The organism is Pantoea sp. LMR881 (genome assembly GCF_027157825.1).
GTDB classification, from domain to species: Bacteria; Pseudomonadota; Gammaproteobacteria; order Enterobacterales; family Enterobacteriaceae; genus Pantoea; species Pantoea haifensis.
This window is the reverse complement of record NZ_JAPVOK010000002.1, coordinates 818,468-837,709: the sequence shown is the minus strand read 5'-3', so window position 1 is coordinate 837,709 and position 19,242 is coordinate 818,468. Positions and strand designations below refer to the sequence as shown.

Annotated in this window: 13 protein-coding genes and 4 pseudogenes; 13 read left to right on the top strand and 4 right to left on the bottom strand. The window is 52.5% G+C overall.

Going from position 1 to position 19,242, the window contains the following annotated elements; all coding sequences use genetic code 11:
• Positions 1-13 precede the first annotated feature (13 nt).
• Positions 14-811, top strand: coding sequence for a metal-dependent hydrolase (locus O3W44_RS05755; protein WP_269292324.1), 798 nt, complete (start codon positions 14-16; stop codon positions 809-811).
• A gap of 282 nt (positions 812-1,093) precedes the next feature.
• Positions 1,094-2,527 (top strand): PTS glucose transporter subunit IIBC, encoded by a 1,434-nt coding sequence (gene ptsG, locus O3W44_RS05750; protein WP_269292323.1) that lies wholly within the window; start codon positions 1,094-1,096, stop codon positions 2,525-2,527.
• Positions 2,528-2,574: 47 nt separating this feature from the next.
• Here the strand turns inward: ptsG and bglB are convergent.
• A pseudogene (gene bglB / locus O3W44_RS05745) lies at positions 2,575-3,713 on the bottom strand (beta-galactosidase BglB).
• A gap of 9 nt (positions 3,714-3,722) precedes the next feature.
• A pseudogene (locus tag O3W44_RS05740) lies at positions 3,723-5,314 on the bottom strand (MFS transporter).
• A 359-nt stretch (positions 5,315-5,673) separates the two neighbouring features.
• On the opposite strand from O3W44_RS05740, the gene hinT reads away from it, so the two are divergent.
• The 8 genes and pseudogenes from hinT to O3W44_RS05700 all read left to right on the top strand — a co-directional run bounded on the left by hinT (position 5,674) and on the right by O3W44_RS05700 (position 11,830).
• A complete protein-coding gene (gene hinT, locus O3W44_RS05735; protein WP_269292322.1) occupies positions 5,674-6,024 on the top strand; it encodes a purine nucleoside phosphoramidase in 351 nt (116 codons plus the stop codon).
• A gap of 21 nt (positions 6,025-6,045) precedes the next feature.
• On the top strand, positions 6,046-6,414 hold the full coding sequence (locus O3W44_RS05730) for a YcfL family protein (protein ID WP_269292321.1): 369 nt from the start codon (positions 6,046-6,048) through the stop codon (positions 6,412-6,414).
• A gap of 10 nt (positions 6,415-6,424) precedes the next feature.
• Positions 6,425-7,024, top strand: a complete 600-nt coding sequence (gene lpoB, locus O3W44_RS05725; RefSeq protein WP_269292320.1) for a penicillin-binding protein activator LpoB — start codon at positions 6,425-6,427, stop codon at positions 7,022-7,024.
• Positions 6,984-7,825 (top strand): annotated as a pseudogene (gene thiK, locus O3W44_RS05720) (thiamine kinase). The gene lpoB and the pseudogene thiK overlap by 41 nt, the downstream one beginning before the upstream one ends.
• A 37-nt stretch (positions 7,826-7,862) precedes the next feature.
• On the top strand, positions 7,863-8,903 hold the full coding sequence (gene nagZ, locus O3W44_RS05715; protein ID WP_269292319.1) for a beta-N-acetylhexosaminidase: 1,041 nt from the start codon (positions 7,863-7,865) through the stop codon (positions 8,901-8,903).
• A 40-nt stretch (positions 8,904-8,943) separates the two neighbouring features.
• A complete protein-coding gene (ycfP, locus tag O3W44_RS05710) occupies positions 8,944-9,486 on the top strand; it encodes an alpha/beta hydrolase YcfP (protein ID WP_269292318.1) in 543 nt (180 codons plus the stop codon).
• A gap of 212 nt (positions 9,487-9,698) precedes the next feature.
• Positions 9,699-11,003 (top strand): NAD(P)/FAD-dependent oxidoreductase, encoded by a 1,305-nt coding sequence (locus O3W44_RS05705; protein WP_269292317.1) that lies wholly within the window; start codon positions 9,699-9,701, stop codon positions 11,001-11,003.
• A gap of 284 nt (positions 11,004-11,287) precedes the next feature.
• Entirely contained in the window at positions 11,288-11,830 is a 543-nt protein-coding gene (locus O3W44_RS05700; protein WP_269292316.1) for a glycine zipper 2TM domain-containing protein, read from the top strand.
• A 167-nt stretch (positions 11,831-11,997) separates the two neighbouring features.
• On the opposite strand, the pseudogene mfd reads toward O3W44_RS05700, so the two are convergent.
• Positions 11,998-15,440 (bottom strand): annotated as a pseudogene (gene mfd, locus O3W44_RS05695) (transcription-repair coupling factor).
• Between the two features lie 108 nt (positions 15,441-15,548).
• Positions 15,549-15,758, bottom strand: coding sequence for a hypothetical protein (locus O3W44_RS05690; protein ID WP_269292315.1), 210 nt, complete (start codon positions 15,756-15,758; stop codon positions 15,549-15,551).
• A gap of 246 nt (positions 15,759-16,004) precedes the next feature.
• On the opposite strand from O3W44_RS05690, the gene lolC reads away from it, so the two are divergent.
• Genes lolC through lolE form a run of 3 tightly spaced genes read left to right on the top strand, consistent with a single transcriptional unit; the run spans position 16,005 to position 19,145 of the window.
• Complete coding sequence (lolC, locus tag O3W44_RS05685) at positions 16,005-17,204, top strand: lipoprotein-releasing ABC transporter permease subunit LolC (protein ID WP_269292314.1); 1,200 nt, start codon at positions 16,005-16,007, stop codon at positions 17,202-17,204.
• A complete protein-coding gene (gene lolD / locus O3W44_RS05680) occupies positions 17,197-17,901 on the top strand; it encodes a lipoprotein-releasing ABC transporter ATP-binding protein LolD (protein ID WP_269292313.1) in 705 nt (234 codons plus the stop codon). The genes lolC and lolD overlap by 8 nt, the downstream gene beginning before the upstream one ends.
• A complete protein-coding gene (lolE, locus tag O3W44_RS05675; protein WP_269292312.1) occupies positions 17,901-19,145 on the top strand; it encodes a lipoprotein-releasing ABC transporter permease subunit LolE in 1,245 nt (414 codons plus the stop codon). The genes lolD and lolE overlap by 1 nt, the downstream gene beginning before the upstream one ends.
• The last annotated feature ends 97 nt before the right edge of the window (positions 19,146-19,242 follow it).

Below are 19,242 nucleotides of genomic sequence, written 5' to 3'. Positions count from 1 at the left end.
AACGAGAAAATGTATGTTTATAGTGGATTCCCATTGCCATCTTGATGGCCTGGATTATGAAAAAAATCATCGTGATTTAGACGATGTCATTGCGAAAGCGGCTGCACGTGACGTGAAATTTATGCTGGCGATTGCGACCACCTTGCCGGGCTTCCATACCCTGAAAGCATTAGTAGGCGAGCGGAAAAATATTGCGCTTTCATGTGGCGTCCACCCGTTAAATCAGGAAGAGGCTTATGATGTTGAAGAGTTTCGTCGCCTGGCAGCCGATCCGCAAGTGGTGGCGTTAGGCGAGACCGGGCTCGATTACTATTACCAGCAGGAAACCAAAGCGCAGCAGCAGCTGTCGTTTCGTGAACATATTCGTACCGGTATCGCACTGAATAAACCGATCATTGTGCACACGCGCGATGCACGCGAAGATACCTTAGCTATTTTGCGTGAAGAGCAGGTTGAGCAGTGCGGTGGCGTTCTCCACTGTTTTACGGAAGATCAGGCCACTGCCGCTAAGCTGCTGGATATGGGATTCTATATCTCGTTCTCTGGCATCGTCACGTTCCGCAACGCAGAGCAGTTGCGTGAAGCCGCGCGCTATGTGCCACTTGATCGCATGCTGGTGGAAACCGACTCACCTTATCTGGCACCCGTGCCGTTTCGCGGCAAAGAAAATCAGCCCGCTTACACGCGCGACGTGGCAGAATATCTGGCGGTGTTAAAAGGGGTCGATATTGAAACCCTGGCCGCTGCCACCACACAAAACTTTTCCGAGCTCTTCCATGTTCCCATGAGCCGTTTACAGGCTGACAGTTAATTATTTCAAAGTTCGTAATTAATCCGAATAACGCTCGTCTGGCCTTGAAAAGTGTGACAAGGCCAGCGTTTTATTGCCAATAATTCCTGTCAGTCAGGCAAAAATAGCGGCAGGCAGCGCGGGACTTTTCTGGAAACGTGATAGCCGTCAAAGTAAGAATTATCTATTTATTTTACGCTTCGTAATAAATCAAAAGGCGTTCATCGCCAACCCGGTAAGGGATCCTCCCTCCCTGCCACGCGTACTGCGCGAAAATGCACTCATACTCAGGAGCTTCAGGCTATGTTCAAAAATGCTTTTGCCAACCTACAAAAGGTCGGTAAATCGCTCATGTTGCCGGTATCGGTTCTGCCGATTGCCGGTATTTTATTAGGGGTGGGTTCGGCGAATTTTAGCTGGTTACCTGCGGTGGTCTCGCATGTAATGGCAGAAGCGGGCGGATCGGTGTTTGCCAACATGCCGCTGATTTTTGCCATTGGTGTTGCGCTCGGCTTCACTAATAACGACGGCGTTTCTGCACTGGCGGCAGTAGTAGCCTACGGCATCATGGTGAAAACCATGGCGGTTGTTGCACCTTTGGTGCTGCATTTACCGGCGGCGGAAATAGAAGCTAAACATCTGGCCGATACCGGGGTATTAGGCGGGATTATTGCCGGCTCTATTGCGGCCTATATGTTCAACCGCTTTTATCGCATCAAGTTGCCGGAATATCTGGGCTTCTTTGCGGGTAAACGTTTTGTGCCGATCATCTCCGGCCTGACCGCGATTGTGCTGGGCGTGCTGCTCTCCTTTATCTGGCCACCGGTGGGTGCTGCCATTCAGGAATTCTCACAGTGGGCCGCTTATCAGAACCCGGTTGTGGCGTTTGGTATCTACGGTGTGGTTGAACGTGCGTTGGTGCCTTTCGGCCTGCATCATATCTGGAACGTACCTTTCCAGATGCAGATCGGTGAATTTACTAACGCAGCAGGTCAGGTATTCCACGGTGACATTCCTCGCTATATGGCGGGTGACCCAACGGCGGGTAAATTGTCTGGCGGCTTCCTGTTCAAAATGTATGGCTTGCCTGCCGCAGCGATAGCGATTTGGCATTCAGCCAAACCGGAAAACCGTGCGAAAGTTGGTGGCATCATGATCTCCGCCGCCCTGACCTCTTTCCTGACCGGTATCACCGAGCCGATTGAGTTCTCATTCATGTTCGTGGCACCGATTCTGTACGTGATCCATGCCATTCTGGCAGGCCTGGCATTCCCCATCTGTATTCTGCTCGGCATGCGCGATGGCACCAGCTTCTCGCACGGCCTGATCGACTTTATTGTACTGAGCGGTAACAGCAGCAAAATCTGGCTGTTCCCGATTATCGGTATCATTTACGGTCTGATCTACTACACCGTGTTCCGCGTCTTAATCGCTAAGCTGGATCTGAAAACCCCAGGCCGTGAAGAGAGTACCAGTGAGCAATCTTCAGCAACCGGCAGCGAAATGGCGGGCAAGCTGGTAACAGCGTTCGGTGGTAAAGAGAATATTACTAACCTTGATGCCTGTATCACACGTTTGCGCGTGAGCGTGGCAGATGTCGCCAAAGTTGATCAGACGGAGCTGAAAAACCTCGGCGCCCGTGGCGTGGTGGTGGCTGGCTCTGGTGTTCAGGCGATTTTCGGCACCAAGTCCGATAACCTGAAAACAGATATGGATGATTACATCCGCAGCATGTAATCAACAAAAGAAAAGCCCCTGCAACAGGGGCTTTTTATGTCCGTTGTTTACAGATAAACCCGTAAATATTCAGTAAGGCAAAGCAGCGCCATCGCCTGACCATAAGGCATCGACGTGAGCGGCACATCACGGTAATAATCGAGATCGCTGCCCATGGCCGTTCCAAACGACACCTGCTTTAATTCGCCATCACTGTCAATATTAGCGATCACGCCGCGCAACGCTTTTTCCGCCATCTCGCGATAAGCCTCCGGCAGATAACGTTTACGAATGCCTTTCAGAATGCCGTATGCGAAGCCCGCAGTGGCGGAGGCTTCAGGATAGCTCTCAGGATCGTCGAGCAAGGTATGCCACAGCCCGCTGCTATGCTGGCAGGCCTGCAACGCTTTGACCTGACTTTCCAGTACCTGCTGTAAAAAGCGTCGTGTCGCATGATGTTGCGGCCAGTTCATCATCTCTAAAAAATCGGGAATAACAATGGTGAGCCAGCTATTGCCGCGTGCCCAGCGCGCCTGGGCAAAATTATGTCGTCCTTCAAAACTCCAGCCGTGAAACCACAGACCGGTTTCACGATCCATTAAATATTGCGTGTGCAGTAAAACTGATAGCTGGCTTCTTCTACCCACTCTTCACGCTGCAGGAGTTGCCCGATTTTTGCCAGCGCCATAACACTCATCATCAGGGTGTCGTCCCATAACTGCTGATGATTCTCGTTGTTATAAACAATGTGTTGTAAGCCACCTTGCTCGGTGCGCGGCATTTCATACATGACCCATTCTGCCCAACGCTCCAGCACCGGTAGCCAGGCCGCATTACCGGTCTCTTCATAGCGATACGCCAGGGTCAAAAACGGGCAAACGGTATTGACGTTTTTTGTCGGCGTACCCTCAGCAAGGCGCTGCGCAAACCACTCATCAATGATGCGCAGCGTCTGCTGATCGCCCGTTTGCTGATAATAGTGCAACATACCGTAAAGACCGATGCCGTGCGTCCACTCCCAGCCTGCCCAGCCTTTGGTATCAATAACGCGACCATCATCCAGATGCAGTAAGAACTCGCCGGTTTCGTCAGTAATATTCACCAAATTTTGCGTCAGCTTTTGAATAAGCTGTACCAGTTCGCTTTTCGGCAGCAAATGCTCAGGTTGGCGCAGCAGGGCGCTCTGCTTCACAGGAAATAAAGTCATCAGTCGTTCCTATCTTTTCAGGGTCGAGGTTAAAGGAGAAAGCGCGGGGCGCTGATTCGGCAAGGGCGGGGCGGCAGGCTTGTTGCGATTCAGGAAACCAATATTGTTATTGCCCCATAAATTTTCATACGGCATACCGGCCAGCGTTTCGACGATGAGGCGCGCCTCCGGCGTGATACGCTCCGGTAACACGCGATTCGCCTCACGCATCTTCACGGTTTCTTCACGTAATACCGTGTGCGTGTGCAGGTTTAGCTTGAAGCGTAGCGACACTACAAAGCCACAGGCCAATACACACACCGTGCCGATACTCAGGATCACCAGAATGGTATGGCTGACGCCCGGCGCTTGCGTAGCTTGACCGGAAACGAACCCGGATAGCTGCAGCACAATGCCCACGAACATCACTGCGCCTGCCTGCGAGGCTTTACGCGTCAGCGTCATGATGCCAGCAAAGATGCCTTCACGGCGCTGACCGGTAATGACCTCATCAACATCAGCGATATAGGTGTAGGTATTCCACGGCACATAGTTGATGCCACCACGACCTAATCCGGCAAGCGCAGAGATCAACAACAGCAGCGAGAAGTTGTCGTTCATACCGGCATACCATAAGCCTGCATAGGAGAGGGCTGCGGCGGCAAAAAGTATCACCACCAGGCGATAAGCAGGCGCAGGTCCCATGCGGATGCAGAGCGGGATCATCCCGATCACAGCGATAAACTGTAAAACTGCCATGGTGCCCATCAGGTTAGAGGCGATTTGCGCACTCTGCATCAGCACAAAAACCACATACCAGGTAAAGACCGCATTGAAGACGTCCTGCGCGATATAACCCCTAAATACATCCCCAGGTGCTGACGGAAAATACGAATGCGCAGGGTAGAAGCCAACTCGACATAGAGCCTTTTTAAACTTTGAATTAATGTCAGCTGCCGCTTTTCTTCTTCAGCGCGACGTGATTCCACAGAAAAATCCCTGGGGTCGCGCTCCCAGGTAAAAAACCACACCAGCGTGAGTACCAAAGCGCAAATCACCGAGAAGACCAGGCTGGCATAAAAGAACGAGTGGGGATTATCCTTTCCCAATGCCCCTAGCAGAATACCAGGCAAAAACGCCGCCAGAATGGCTGAGAGCTGTGCCAGCGCAATGCGTGCGCCAGAAAAGCGCGTTTTCTGCTTAAAGTCATCGGTCATTTCTGGCACCAGCGTTTCATATGGCACCAAAATCATGGTGTAAACCATATCGAAAATCAGGTAGGTACAGAGGTACCACCAGAAGTTCATGTCGCTGATCCACATCAGGCTATAGCTGAAGACACAGGGAATGCCCAGCAGGATAAAAAACTTGCGGCGGCCAAAACGTTTTCCTGGCCAGGTAGATCCAAAGTTATCTGTCAAAAAGCCCATTAACGGACTGATCACCGCATCGAGTACGCGTGCGGCAGCGAAGATCAATGTCGCTTCTATCGGGGTTAAGCCACAAAAAGTCGTGTAAAAATAGAGCAGCCAGGCGGCAGTCAACGCCGTCGTGCCTGCGCCGAGAAAATCGCCTGAGCCATAAGCTAAATAGTGGAGGGGTCCAATCTTACGTGAGCGCATTGTGGTTGCTCCCTGGTTATAAAAGTCAAAACATCCTTCCTCGCTCCGGACATCACACTCGGATTGGATAGAAAGTAGAGCCGCCAGCGCCGTTAAACCTTCGCGATTTAGCAACCCGAAACGGATAGCTGGCAGTAATACAAAGAAATGGCGGGTGAGAATCTAATTTATAAAACAGCGTTTCATTTTACCAAGAGTTGCTGGGCTGACAGTGGAGGCAAAAAGGCAGGGTATGAGCGAGGCCGCTAAAATGGCGTAAAGGCAGGCAGACAGATGAAGAAAAATGGTCCTGAGGTTGAAAGAAAACAAATTTGTCCCGCATACTGATTGATTACGACTCAGGCTAAAGGAATTGCATCATGGCTGAAGAAACTATTTTCAGTAAAATTATCCGTCGCGAGATCCCCGCTGATGTGGTGTATCAGGATGAGCTGGTCACTGCTTTTCGCGATATCTCACCGAAAGCGCCGACGCACGTTTTGATTGTGCCCAACGTTTTGATCCCAACTGCGAACGATGTACTTGAGGCACACGAGCATGCCCTGGGCCGGATGTTTACTGTCGCCGCCAAAATAGCCCGTGCTGAAGGCATTGCTGAGGATGGCTATCGCCTGATCGTTAACTGCAATAAGCACGGCGGGCAGGAGGTTTATCATATCCATATGCATCTGCTGGGCGGTGAGCCGCTTGGTCCGATGCTGTCAAACTGATCTTTCGAACGGAAATCTGCTATGCGCCCATGGCTCGTAAGCCTGCCGTTCTTGCTCAGCCTGGCTGGCTGTAGCAGCGACAAGCCGATGATAAACACCTCGCAATCGCTGGTGATGGAATCGTCGGTACTGTCGGCTGGCATCATCACAGACGAACCCGCGCTGGATGAGGAAGATGGACAGAAGCGTGCCAGCAGCACGCTTTACAATCAGCGCGAAACGCCGGTAGTTGTGCACTATCGTTACTACTGGTATGACGACAAAGGGCTGGAAATTACGCCCCGCGAACCGGCGCAGACCGTTACGGTTCCTGCGTTGGGTAGCCTCGCCGTGACCTCCCAACTCGGTAACCTGACCGCCAGTAAGGTTCGTCTCTATCTCTATCTCTGAGGACTGTTAAGTGATTCGCAGTGTAAATCGTACTGGAGTGCTGCTAATGGCACTCATTCTTTCAGGTTGTGTGGTTAAACAGCAACAGCCCGCACCAGTAGAACCCACCCAGCCGGTTGAACCTGTTCAACCGGTTCCGCAGCCGCAGCCTGTTCCGCAACCTCAGCCGCAGCCTGTCCCGCAGCCGCCAAAACTTAAAACCATTAACTGGGATGCCAGCGTACAGCCTTTAGTGGCACAAATGCTGGGCGCTGCAAATGCTGATGCGGGCAATGTGCTGTTAGTGGATCGCATCAAGAACAGCACCAATGGCGCGTTACAGACTGAAAAAGCAACCGATGCCATTCAGAATGCGTTGCAGAATAATGGCAAATTTACGCTTGTCTCTGCCGATCAGGTTAACCAGGCAAAACAGACTCTGGGTTTGCCAGCGGATGACAGTCTTAACTCGCGCAGCAAAGCGATTGGCCTGGCACGCTATCTCAATGCGCAATATGTGCTGTACAGCACTGCCAGGGGCGAGGTGAAAACCCCGACATTGCAAATGCAGCTAATGCTGGCACAGACCGGTGAGATCATTTGGTCGGGCAACGGGACTACGCAGAATTAATCCCGCTATGCAGTTGTTGATTGCGCGCACGCTGGGTGAACACCACGGGAACACCAGCGTGACGCCATTGCCTGGTTTGACTGGACAGAGCCTGGAAATTCAATCTGCGCAGGGCAAGCTCGTTGCTCGCCCGGCACCTCAACGGCCCATTCCGTTTGTAAATCGTCAGCGTGAATTTCGCATCTTACGAAAACTGCATCGTGGTGGTTTGGTCCCGGCACCGCTGGCAGGGGATCAGCAGGGCATTATATTGCCGTGGCAGGAAGGGGAAGTGCTCGCGCCTGACGAATTTACCCGACGTATGCCAGAGGTGATTACCTTGTTGCGGCAACTGCATCAGCAACCCTTGACGGGCTATCGTCTGCGAATGTTGCCGCTGTTATGGCAATACTGGCAAATCTGTCGTCAACGCAATCTTGCCTGGTTACGTGCGCTTCAGCGCCTGTCCCGCCTGGCAGAGCCACGACCCTTGCGGTTAGCGCCTTTGCATATGGATGTCCACGCCGGGAATATCGTCTCAGCGAAGGGAGAGTTGCATCTCATCGACTGGGAATATGCCGCTGATGGTGATGTGGCTCTGGAGCTGGCAGCAGTCTGCGCTGTCGATCCGCAACAGCAGCAGCAATGGTTGATCGGTTATGCCAGGCCACACAGCTGCCGCTGTGGCAATTAGCGCGTCAGGCCGCGTACTGGCAGCCGTGGCTGCGCTTATTAATGGCCAGCTGGTATCAGTTGCGCGCTGAGCAAAGCGGCGAAAAAACGCTATTAACATTGGCTCAACAGAGCTGGAAACAGATTTAACCGCTTTGCGTATGCGCAAAGCCACAGGATTAAGGTTATGAAAACAGATTTACCCGGTCCGCTGATGCTGGACGTTGAAGGTTATGAGCTGGATGCGGAAGAGCGTGAAATCCTTAAGCATCCTCTTGTGGGCGGGCTGATTCTTTTTGCGCGCAATTACCACGATCCGGCACAGCTTGCCGAGCTGGTGCGACAAATCCGCGCCGCTTCGCATACCCGGTTAGTGGTGGCGGTAGATCAGGAAGGCGGGCGCGTACAGCGTTTTCGTGAAGGCTTTACCACGTTGCCTGCGATGCAGTCTTTTGCCGCTTTGCATGATATTGCTACTGCGGGTGAGCTGGCACAGCAGGCTGGCTGGCAAATGGCAGCAGAAATGGTCGCCATGGATATTGATATCAGTTTTGCGCCCGTGCTGGACATTGGTCACATCAGCGCGGCGATTGGCGATCGATCCTTCCATGAAGATCCTGACATTGCGCTGTCTGTCGCACGCCGCTTTATTGCTGGCATGCACGAAGCAGGTATGAAAACCACCGGCAAACATTTTCCGGGCCATGGTGCGGTGAGCGCGGATTCGCACAAAGAGACGCCACGCGATCCGCGTGATGAAGCCACCCTGCGTCAGCATGACATGGCAATTTTTCATCGCTTAATCAATGAGCGGGCGCTGGACGCCATCATGCCAGCCCACGTTATCTATACTGAGGTTGATGATTTGCCCGCCAGTGGTTCGCCTTACTGGTTGAAAAATGTGCTGCGGCAGGCGCTGGGTTTTGACGGGGTGATCTTCTCAGATGACTTGTCGATGGAAGGGGCGGCAATCATGGGCAGTTACGCGGAGCGCGCGCAGCAGTCGCTTTCTGCCGGTTGCGATATGATTCTGGTCTGTAATCAGCGTCAGGGCGCAATCAGTGTGATGGATAATTTGACCGTGATCGGGGCTGAGCGCGTGCCACAGTTGTACCATCAGGGAACCTTTAACCATCAAAGCCTGCAAGCGAGCACACGCTGGAAACACAATGCTCAACAGCTGAGTGCATTACAGGATCGCTGGCTGGCTCATAAAGCGTCGCGGTAATCACAAGCTACCCGACGCGTTCATCACGTTGAGGAAAGCCATGATTATCTATCTGCACGGTTTTGATTCTACCAGCCCAGGCAACCACGAAAAGGTGCTGCAACTGCAGTTCATTGATCCTGACGTCAGGATGATCAGTTACAGCACCCGCCATCCCAAACACGACATGCAGTTTCTGCTCAAAGAAACCGATAAAATGTTAACGCTGTGCGATGACAGTCGCCCGTTAATTTGCGGTGTGGGTCTGGGCGGCTACTGGTCAGAGCGCATCGGATTTTTATGTGGTGTGCGGCAGGTGATTATCAATCCCAACCTCTATCCGCATGAAAACATGGAAGGGAAAATTGACCGGCCTGAAGAGTATGTCGATATTGCGACTAAGTGCATCACTGATTTTCGCGAAAAAAATCGCGACCGCTGCCTGACCATTCTTTCCCGTCATGATGAGGTGCTCGACAGCAAGCGCATCGCTCAGGTTTTGCATCCTTTTTATGAAATCGTCTGGGATGAAAACCAGAGTCATAAATTCAAGAACATTTCCCCACATCTTCAGCGGATAAAAGCTTTTAAAACATTGGGTTAAACTTAAAGGCATTCACGCAATGCCTGATTTTTATAGGTAATACTCTGAGTTTTTCGTAGTAAAATTGATGTAAATCAAATTTGGTATGCCCAACACTTCTCGCCATGCTATTCTGCCAGCAGATTGCGATTTTAAATTCGCCAACCCTATGTTTATTAAGGTTTAATTTAACCATTAATTAACTTTTGGTTCACATTTTGAGGGGGTCCTTGTTGACTACATCGATTAAGAAAATTGTTATCGTCGGAGGCGGTGCTGGCGGTCTGGAAATGGCAACACAACTGGGCCATAAACTGGGCCGTAAGAAAAAGGCTGAAATCATCCTGGTCGACCGCAATCACAGTCACTTATGGAAACCACTGCTGCATGAAGTCGCAACCGGATCGATGGATGAAGGGATTGATGCGCTGAGTTATCTGGCCCATGCGCGTAATCACGGTTTCCAGTTTCAACTCGGTTCACTGACCGATATTAACCGTGAAAAGAAAGTCATTTCCCTGGCTGAAATACGCAATGAGCAGGGCGAAGTGCTGGTATCGCAGCGCGAGCTGGCCTATGACACTCTGGTCATGGCCCTGGGCAGCACCTCGAATGACTTCGGCACGCCCGGCGTGAAAGATCACTGCATCTTCCTTGATAATCCACATCAGGCGCGTCGTTTCCATAATGAAATGCTCAATCAGTTCCTTAAATTCTCTGCCAGCGAAGGGCAGGTGAGTAAGGTTAATATCGCCATCGTTGGCGGTGGGGCAACCGGCGTTGAGCTCTCTGCTGAACTGCATAATGCAGTGAAACAGTTGCACAGCTACGGTTATAAAGGGCTGGGCAGCGAAGCGTTGAATGTGACATTGGTTGAAGCCGGTGAACGTATTCTTCCTGCTCTGCCTCCGCGTATTTCGGCTGCGGCGCATCAGGAGTTGACCAGGCTCGGTGTGCGCGTACTGACACAAACCATGGTCACCAGTGCCGATAAAAATGGTCTGCATACTAAAAGCGGCGAATATATTGAAGCTGACCTGATGGTATGGGCGGCAGGTATCAAAGCGCCAGATTTCATGAAAGATATCGGTGGACTTGAAACCAACCGCATTAATCAGCTGGTGGTGAAAGAGACGTTGCAAACCACGCTGGATGACGACATCTATGCCATTGGCGACTGTGCATCCTGTGCTCTGCCATCTGGCGGTTTTGTGCCGCCGCGCGCGCAGTCAGCACACCAGATGGCATCACGTGCAATGGACAATATTCTGGCGCAGCGTAACGGCAAACCGCTTAAGGCCTATGTCTATAAAGATCACGGTTCGCTGGTTTCGCTATCCCGCTTCAGTACGGTTGGTAGCCTGATGGGCAACCTGATGCGCGGTTCAATGATGGTTGAAGGGCGTATTGCGCGTTTTGTCTATATTTCCCTGTATCGCATGCATCAGATTGCGCTCCACGGATACTTCAAAACCGGCCTGATGATGCTGGTAGGCAGCCTTAACCGCGTGATCCGGCCGCGCCTCAAGCTGCACTAATACGTTAAGAGGCGTTAACGGCTTTTTAACCGCGCTATTGCGCTGATTTCACCGTAGATCCATTACCTTCATTAATGAAATCAGCGCCTTTTCTGCCGCTAAGAACTCTCCTAAAAGCTGGCCCTGAGGGCCACCGTCCAGATTTCCTCCATTTATCTGATGTTGCAATTTCGGTCCATCTGCAAAACTTTATCGACAAACACGGCGGGCCGCGCACGTCGGTTAGGCCTCATCAGTTAAGGTGAAGCAGCAGGGCGCGGTGACACTTTCAGGAGGAACGTCCTGTGAATAAATCAATGTTAGCGGGTATCGGTATTGGTATGGCAGCGGCGCTGGGTGTTGCCGCCGTAGCGGGCATGAATGTGTTTGACCGTGGGCCTCAATACGCACAGGTGCTGTCAGCGACGCCGATAAAAGAGAGCATTAAGCAGCCGCGACAGGAGTGTCGTAATGTAACATTGACCCATCGTCGTGCGGTGCAGGATGAAAACCGCATTACAGGCTCGGTGTTAGGTGCTGTGGCAGGAGGTGTGTTAGGACATCAGTTTGGTGGCGGACGCGGTAAAGACGTTGCTACCGTAGCAGGCACGGTTGCAGGTGGGTATGCCGGTAACCAGGTGCAGGCCGGTTTGCAAAACCGTGACACTTACACCACAACTGAACAGCGTTGTAAAACGGTCTACGATAAGCAAGATAAAATGCTGGGATATGACGTGACCTATAAAATAGGCAATCAACAGGGCAAAATCCGCATGGAGAACGATCCTGGTACGCGTATTCCACTGGACCGTAATGGTCAGTTGATCCTTAACAACGATCAGGCGTGATTGGGCAAAGCTTTGCCGCTGATAAGCGGCCACACAGCAAATAAAAGACAAAAGCGCATCAGGGATGATGCGCTTTTTTTATGGATTACATGCGATACGTGAGCCGCCTCTGCCTGGCGCTCTTTAGTAACAGAACAGGCGCCAGGGAATGAGGACAACTGACACAATTAAACCTGGTTTTCAGCCAGCTGGTTTACGAACCCCTGAACCCATTCCATCCGCACTTTCCTTTCCGTCAGATCGCGGGTGAAGCGCAACCGCGTCGGGCCATCCAGCTTCCACTGTTTTGGATCTTTTGTAGCAACCCGATCAGCCATGCCGGATCCACACTGTTTTGCGCTGCAAAATCAAAGAAACCGCCTTTGTCGCTCGCTTCAATTTTTCGTACGCCCAGCAGTCGCGCCTTCAGACGTAATGCTGCAATATCAAGCAGATTGCGCGCTGCATCCGGCAGCAGGCCAAAGCGGTCAATCATCTCCACCTTCAACTCCTGCAATTCATCTTCGCCTTCGGCGCTGGCGATACGCTTATAGAGTGACAAACGGGTGTTAACGTCCGGGATAAAATCCTCGGGCAACAGGGCAGGCATGCGCAACTCTACTTCAGTCTGGTTACTGGTAAGATCTTCCAGCGAAGGTTCACGGCCCGCTTTCAGTGCATCTACAGCGTTTTCTAACAGCTCCATATAAAGCGAAAAGCCCAGCGTTTCCATCTGCCCGCTCTGCTCTTCACCCAGCAATTCGCCCGCTCCGCGTATCTCCAGATCGTGTGTTGCCAGGGCAAAACCGGCGCCTAAATCTTCCAGTGAAGCAATCGCTTCGAGGCGTTTCTGAGCATCAGTCGTCATCGCTTTTGGCGGCGGCGTCAACAACCAGGCATACGCCTGATGGTGCGAACGGCCCACGCGTCCGCGCAGCTGGTGCAGCTGAGCCAGACCAAAATGATCGGCACGTTCGATAATAATGGTATTGGCAGTCGGGATATCGATACCGGTTTCAATAATTGTGGTGCAGACCAGCACGTTAAAACGTTGATGATGGAAGTCATTCATCACCCGTTCCAAATCGCGCTCGCGCATCTGGCCGTGACCAATTGCCACGCGCGCTTCCGGCACTAAATCCGCCAGACGCTGTGCCGCTTTATCAATATTTTCAACGTCGTTATACAAATAATAAACCTGTCCACCACGCAGAATTTCACGCAGAATCGCCTCGCGAATGACCAGATTATCAAACTCACGCACAAAGGTTTTTACCGCCAGACGGCGCGCAGGCGGTGTAGCGATAATGGATAAATCGCGCATGCCGCTCATTGCCATATTCAGGGTGCGCGGGATCGGCGTGGCAGTGAGCGTCAGAATATCAACATCAGCGCGCATCGCCTTGATGCGTTCTTTATGCCGTACACCAAAGCGGTGCTCTTCATCAACAATCAGCAGGCCCAGATCGCGCCACTTCAAATCGCTCATCAGCAGCTTATGCGTACCAATCAAAATATCGATTTTGCCTTCGCTGGCCTGTTCCAGAACCTGTGCCTGCTCTTTGGCGGTACGGAAGCGTGACAGCATTTCTATCCGTACCGGCCAGTTAGCAAAGCGATCGCGGAAGTTATCATAATGCTGTTGCGCCAGCAGCGTGGTGGGTACCAGTACCGCCACCTGCTTGTTGTTCTCAACGGCCAGGAAGGCGGCACGCATCGCAACTTCGGTTTTACCGAAGCCGACATCACCGCACACCAGACGATCCATCGCCAGGGGCTGACACATGTCGCTCAACACCGCATTGATGGCCTGCGACTGATCGGGCGTGGTATCAAAGGGAAAACTTTCACAAAACAGTTGATACTGTTCGCGATTGTGTTTGAAAGCGTAACCGGTTTTAGCGGCTCGCTGGGCATAGATATCCAGCAGTTCTGCGGCGACGTCGCGTACTTTCTCGGCGGCTTTTTGTCGAGCCCGTGACCACGCATCGCTGCCCAGTTTATGCAGCGGTGCATTCTCATCTGCGCCACCCGCATAGCGGCTAATCAGATGCAGCGATGAGACTGGCACATAGAGTTTGGCGTCATTTGCATAGGAGAGCATCAGATATTCAGCCTGAATGCCGCCCGCTTCGAGTGTTGTCAGGCCGATATAGCGTCCTACGCCGTGTTCAAGATGCACCACGGGCTGACCCGGGTGAAGCTCAGCCAGGTTACGGATCAGGACATCAGGATTAATGGTGCGGCGCGTATCCTGGCGGCGTCGACTAACGCGTTCACCAAGCAAGTCGCTTTCACAAATCAGCGCGCGATTCGCCTGCGTATCGATGAATCCGCGCTCGCTGGCACCAATCATTAGCGTAAAACGCTCATCACGCGCCTCGTCCAGGCGATGCACTGCCTGCGGGCGTAGCTTGATGCGCGCCAGTAACTCTTGCAGGCTTTCACGGCGGCCTTCACTTTCGACCGAAAAGGTAACGGCACCGTTGAACTGTTCAAGAAACTGCCGCAGATGGTCCAGCGGCGCTTTGGCCTGGGCCTGTACGGTTAAATCAGGCAGCGGCTGGTAGCCAAGGTTGGTATTGGCAGCTTTTTCAGGCAGCACGTCGTGGGTCATCTGCACACGTGGCCAGGCTTTTAATTCGCCCATTAATGCGTCCGGACGCAGCCACAGCGTGACGGGTTCCAGCAAAGGGCGCATAGGATCGACACGCCGGTTTTCATAGCGCGCATTAGCGTCCTGCCAAAACCGTGTGGCGCTGCCTTCCAAATCGCCACAGTTAACGATCAGCGTATTATCAGGTAAATAACTAAACAGCGTTGGCAGCGGCTGATCAAAAAACAGCGGCTGCCAGTATTCGATCCCGGCAGGCAAGGTGCCTTTACTGACTTGCTGGTAAACGTGCTCCGCCTCACGGCGAACATCAAAGGTTTCACGCCAGCGACTGCGAAACAGCTCAATAGCCGCTTTATCACTGGGAAATTCACGAGCGGGAAGCAGATTGATCGCGGGCACCGCTTCCAGCGTGCGCTGGCTGTCAACATCAAACAGGCGCAGGCTGTCGATTTCATCATCGAAAAAATCGATGCGATAGGGCTGGTCGCTGCCCATCGGAAAGAGATCAAGCAGCGCGCCGCGCGTTGCGTATTCGCCATGTTCCATTACCTGATCAACATGACGATAACCGGCTTGTTCCAGCTGATCGCGCAGGCGATCGCGCGACAGTTTTTGGCCCTGCTTCATCACTAATGCATGACCGTGCAAAAAACTGTGCGGACAGACGCGCTGCATTAACGTGTTGACCGGCAAAATCAACATGCCGCGTTGCAGGCCGGGTAGTTGATAAAGCGTAGAAAGGCGCGCCGAGATAATGTCCTGATGTGGAGAAAAGCTGTCATAAGGCAACGTTTCCCAGTCGGCAAGATGGCTAACCGGCAGATCGGTAAACTGACGAATTTCATCCAGCAAGCGCAAAGCCGTTTGCGTATCAGGGGTAATCATCAGCACCGGACCCGAATGGCGCTCGGTGATACTGGCACACTCGACCGCATGTGCGGCACCGATCAACTGACCGAGTTGGCGCTGATCGCCAGATTTTACGGGCAGGGTATAGCGAGTCTGTTCGGACATAAGATCTCGAGGTTTCTCCATTTTTACCAAGGCGTAATCATTCCATATTACGCCAAGGGGAGCACCTCTGCGGCAGAATTTTACTGTCGCTTCGCCTCTGAGTGGGCTTTATTTAGTAGATTGCTGTGTGTAGTGCATACGTGGTCGGTCAATATTGGCCCAGCACAGATCGCCTTCAAGGTGATAACTGTGATTGCCGTCGTCCCACTTCACGTAGTATCCGGTTGGCGCATCTCCTTGCTCAAAGACGTTAACCACTTCGCCTCTGATCTCCCCTGATTTGTGCTTCACAATACTGCCTTTGGGAAATTTGAACATGGCTGCTACCTCTTACTTCTGCGCGATACTGAACTTCTTATCGTCTTAATAATTGTAGTCTACCGCGTTGTTAGCTGAATAATCGTACAAAAAGCGTCATTTTTTTGTCGCATATTTATGGATTGCGGGTTGTATTGACGCATTCTGACGCAACTTTGCCGCAGACTCAGAGGGTTAGAGGTTTCATAAAGCAGGCGGCTCCTTTATCATCCCACTACATTTTCAGGCAACTGCTCATTGGATTTCATGTATCAACCTGTCGCGCTATTTATCGGTCTGCGTTACATGCGCGGACGAGCATCGGATCGCTTTGGTCGCTTTGTCTCCTGGCTTTCTACCATTGGTATCACGCTCGGCGTGTTAGCCCTGGTTACCGTGTTGTCGGTAATGAACGGCTTCGAACGTGAGCTGGAGGGCAATATCCTCGGTTTAATGCCCCAGGCACTGGTGACCAGTGAAAAGGGCAGTATCAATCCGCAACAGCAACCGGCATCGAGCCTGCAGTTGCAGGGTATTCGTCGCGTTGCGCCACTGACCACCGCCGACGTGGTGTTACAGAGCGCGCACAGCGTTTCGGTGGGCGTCATGTTAGGCATTACGCCGGATGAACACGATCCACTGACACCTTTTCTGGTGAATACGCCACAGAGCGTGCTGCAGACGGGCCAATATAACGTCATTCTCGGCGAGCAACTGGCTAACCAGTTAGGGGTTAAACGTGGCGACCAGCTGCGTTTGATGGTGCCTTCGGTCAGTCAGTTTACCCCAATGGGCCGTGTGCCAAGCCAGCGTCTGTTTACCGTTGCCGGTACTTATGCTGCGAATAGCGAAGTCGATGGGTATCAAATTCTTGTTAATCAACAGGATGCTTCGCGCGTGATGCGCTATCCGGCGGGAAATATCACCGGCTGGCGTCTGTGGCTGGATAAACCGCTGGACGTTGATACGCTTAGCCAGCAAGCATTACCCTCCGGCATGGTTTGGAAAGACTGGCGCGAGCGCAAAGGTGACCTTTTCCAGGCGGTGCGCATGGAAAAAAATATGATGGGGCTGCTGCTCAGCCTGATTATTGCCGTTGCCGCGTTTAACATTATTACCTCGCTGGGCTTGCTGATTATGGAAAAGCAGGGCGAAGTTGCGATTCTGCAAACCCAGGGCCTGACGCGTCGCCAAATTGTGGCGGTATTTATGGTGCAGGGTGCCAGTGCCGGAATTATCGGTACGCTGTCAGGAACGCTGCTTGGCGTATTACTGGCCAGCCAGCTGAATAATTTAATGCCGGTGATCGGTCTGTTCCTGGATGGCGCAGCGTTACCGGTAGACATTAATCTGTGGCAAGTCGTAACCATCGCCCTCAGCGCGATGATCGTTGCGTTGCTTTCTACGCTTTATCCTTCCTGGCGCGCTGCCGCCGTTCAACCCGCTGAGGCTTTACGTTATGAGTAACTCTCCTTTGTTGCAGTGTCGCGATCTGTGCAAACGCTATCAGGAAGGCAGTGTGCAGACTGACGTGCTGCGCAATGTGACCTTCAGTCTGCAACCGGGCGAACTGATGGCTATTGTCGGCAGCTCGGGGTCAGGTAAAAGTACCTTGTTGCATCTGCTGGGTGGCCTGGACGCACCGACCTCAGGCGAGGTGGTATTTGATGGCAAATCGCTGAATGGCATGTCTTCTTCAGCAAAAGCTGAATTACGCAACCGCGAACTGGGCTTTATCTATCAGTTTCACCATCTGCTGCCCGATTTCAGCGCACTGGAAAACGTAGCGATGCCTCTGCTAATAGGCAAAAGCGGTAAAGCCGAGGCGCAAGCGCGCGCTCATGAAATGCTCAAAGCGGTGGGCCTGGATCATCGCGCTGCTCATCGACCTTCTGAACTTTCTGGCGGTGAGCGTCAGCGCGTCGCCATTGCCCGTGCGCTGGTCAACAATCCACGTCTGGTGATGGCCGATGAACCTACTGGTAATCTCGATGCGCGCAATGCTGACGCTATTTTTGAACTGCTGGGCGAACTGAATGTGCGCCAGGGTACGGCATTTCTGGTGGTGACACACGATCTGCACCTGGCGAAGCGTATGTCGCGTCAGATGGAAATGCGTGACGGGCAGTTGAGCGATCAACTGACCTTTGCGGGAGCGGTGTAATGGGCTCTTCGCTATCGCTGCTGTTAGGGTTGCGTTTTAGCCGCGGACGTCGTCGCGGCGGTATGGTGTCGCTCATTTCGATTATCTCCACCATCGGGATTGCACTCGGAGTGGCAGTATTAATTATCGGTCTGAGCGCGATGAACGGTTTCGAGCGCGAACTCAATAACCGTATTCTGGCGGTTGTGCCGCATGGCGAAATCGAGGCGGTAAATCAGCCTTTTAATCGCTGGCAGTCAATGATCGCGCCGATTGAGCAAGTGCCGGGTATCGCTGCTGCTGCGCCTTATGTCAACTTTACCGGGCTGATTGAAAGTGGCGCAAAGTTACAGGCCTTGCAGGTTAAAGGGGTCGATCCCGCGCAGGAACCGCGCCTGAGTGCCTTACCGCGTTTTGTTGCCGGTAATGCCTGGTCAACCTTTGCCGCCGGTAAACAGCAAATCATTTTGGGTGGCGGAATTGCGCGGTCGCTTAACGTTAAGCAGGGCGACTGGATCACCGTCATGATCCCCAATAATGAAGGGGGCAGCAAGCTACTACAGCCGAAACGGGTGCGTTTGCAGGTCAGCGGTATTTTGCAACTTAGCGGCATGCTTGATCATAGTCTGGCGCTGGTGCCGTTAGCCGATGCGCAAAAATATCTGGATATGGGCAGCAGCGTGACCGGGATTGCCCTGAAGATGACCGATCCGTTCAGCGCAGTGAAACTGGTGCGTGATGCGGGTGAAGCGACACATTCGTATGTCTATATTCGCAGCTGGATTGGGACATATGGCTACATGTATCGCGACATTCAAATGATCCGCGCCATTATGTATCTGGCGATGGTGCTGGTCATCGGTGTTGCCTGCTTCAACATTGTCTCAACGCTGGTGATGGCGGTGAAGGACAAGAGCAGCGATATTGCGGTATTGCGTACGCTGGGAGCCAAAGATCGTCTGATTCGCGCTATTTTTATCTGGTATGGCTTGCTGGCAGGGTTGCTTGGTAGCGTCAGCGGGGTAGTGATTGGTGTTCTGGTGGCCTTAAACCTCACCACTCTGGTGCAGGGGCTGGAGCATATCACCGGCCATCATTTACTGGCGGGCGATATCTATTTTATCGATTTCCTGCCCTCTGAATTGCACTGGCTGGATGTATTTTCGGTACTGATTACTGCTATCGTTCTGAGCCTGGTCGCAAGCTGGTATCCGGCCAGACGCGCCAGCCGTATCGATCCGGCACGGGTATTAAGCGGACAATAAGCGTTTAACTGACGCGGCGTGAAAGGATTACTGAGCGCCGCGCACATTTTCGGGCTCTGCTGCATGGCACTGTCATGCGCAACCGTTATCATCGGGC

Bases quoted from the DNA above. Each gene is read 5' to 3' on its own strand.
- O3W44_RS05755 (WP_269292324.1), top strand. From the start codon at position 14: ATGTTTATAGTGGATTCCCATTGCCATCTTGATGGCCTGGATTATGAA.
- O3W44_RS05730 (WP_269292321.1), top strand. From the start codon at position 6,046: ATGCGCCCATGGCTCGTAAGCCTGCCGTTCTTGCTCAGCCTGGCTGGC.
- lolC (WP_269292314.1), top strand. From the start codon at position 16,005: ATGTATCAACCTGTCGCGCTATTTATCGGTCTGCGTTACATGCGCGGA.
- ptsG (WP_269292323.1), top strand. From the start codon at position 1,094: ATGTTCAAAAATGCTTTTGCCAACCTACAAAAGGTCGGTAAATCGCTC.
- hinT (WP_269292322.1), top strand. From the start codon at position 5,674: ATGGCTGAAGAAACTATTTTCAGTAAAATTATCCGTCGCGAGATCCCC.
- lolD (WP_269292313.1), top strand. From the start codon at position 17,197: ATGAGTAACTCTCCTTTGTTGCAGTGTCGCGATCTGTGCAAACGCTAT.
- ycfP (WP_269292318.1), top strand. From the start codon at position 8,944: ATGATTATCTATCTGCACGGTTTTGATTCTACCAGCCCAGGCAACCAC.
- nagZ (WP_269292319.1), top strand. From the start codon at position 7,863: ATGAAAACAGATTTACCCGGTCCGCTGATGCTGGACGTTGAAGGTTAT.
- O3W44_RS05690 (WP_269292315.1), bottom strand. From the start codon at position 15,758: ATGTTCAAATTTCCCAAAGGCAGTATTGTGAAGCACAAATCAGGGGAG.
- lolE (WP_269292312.1), top strand. From the start codon at position 17,901: ATGGGCTCTTCGCTATCGCTGCTGTTAGGGTTGCGTTTTAGCCGCGGA.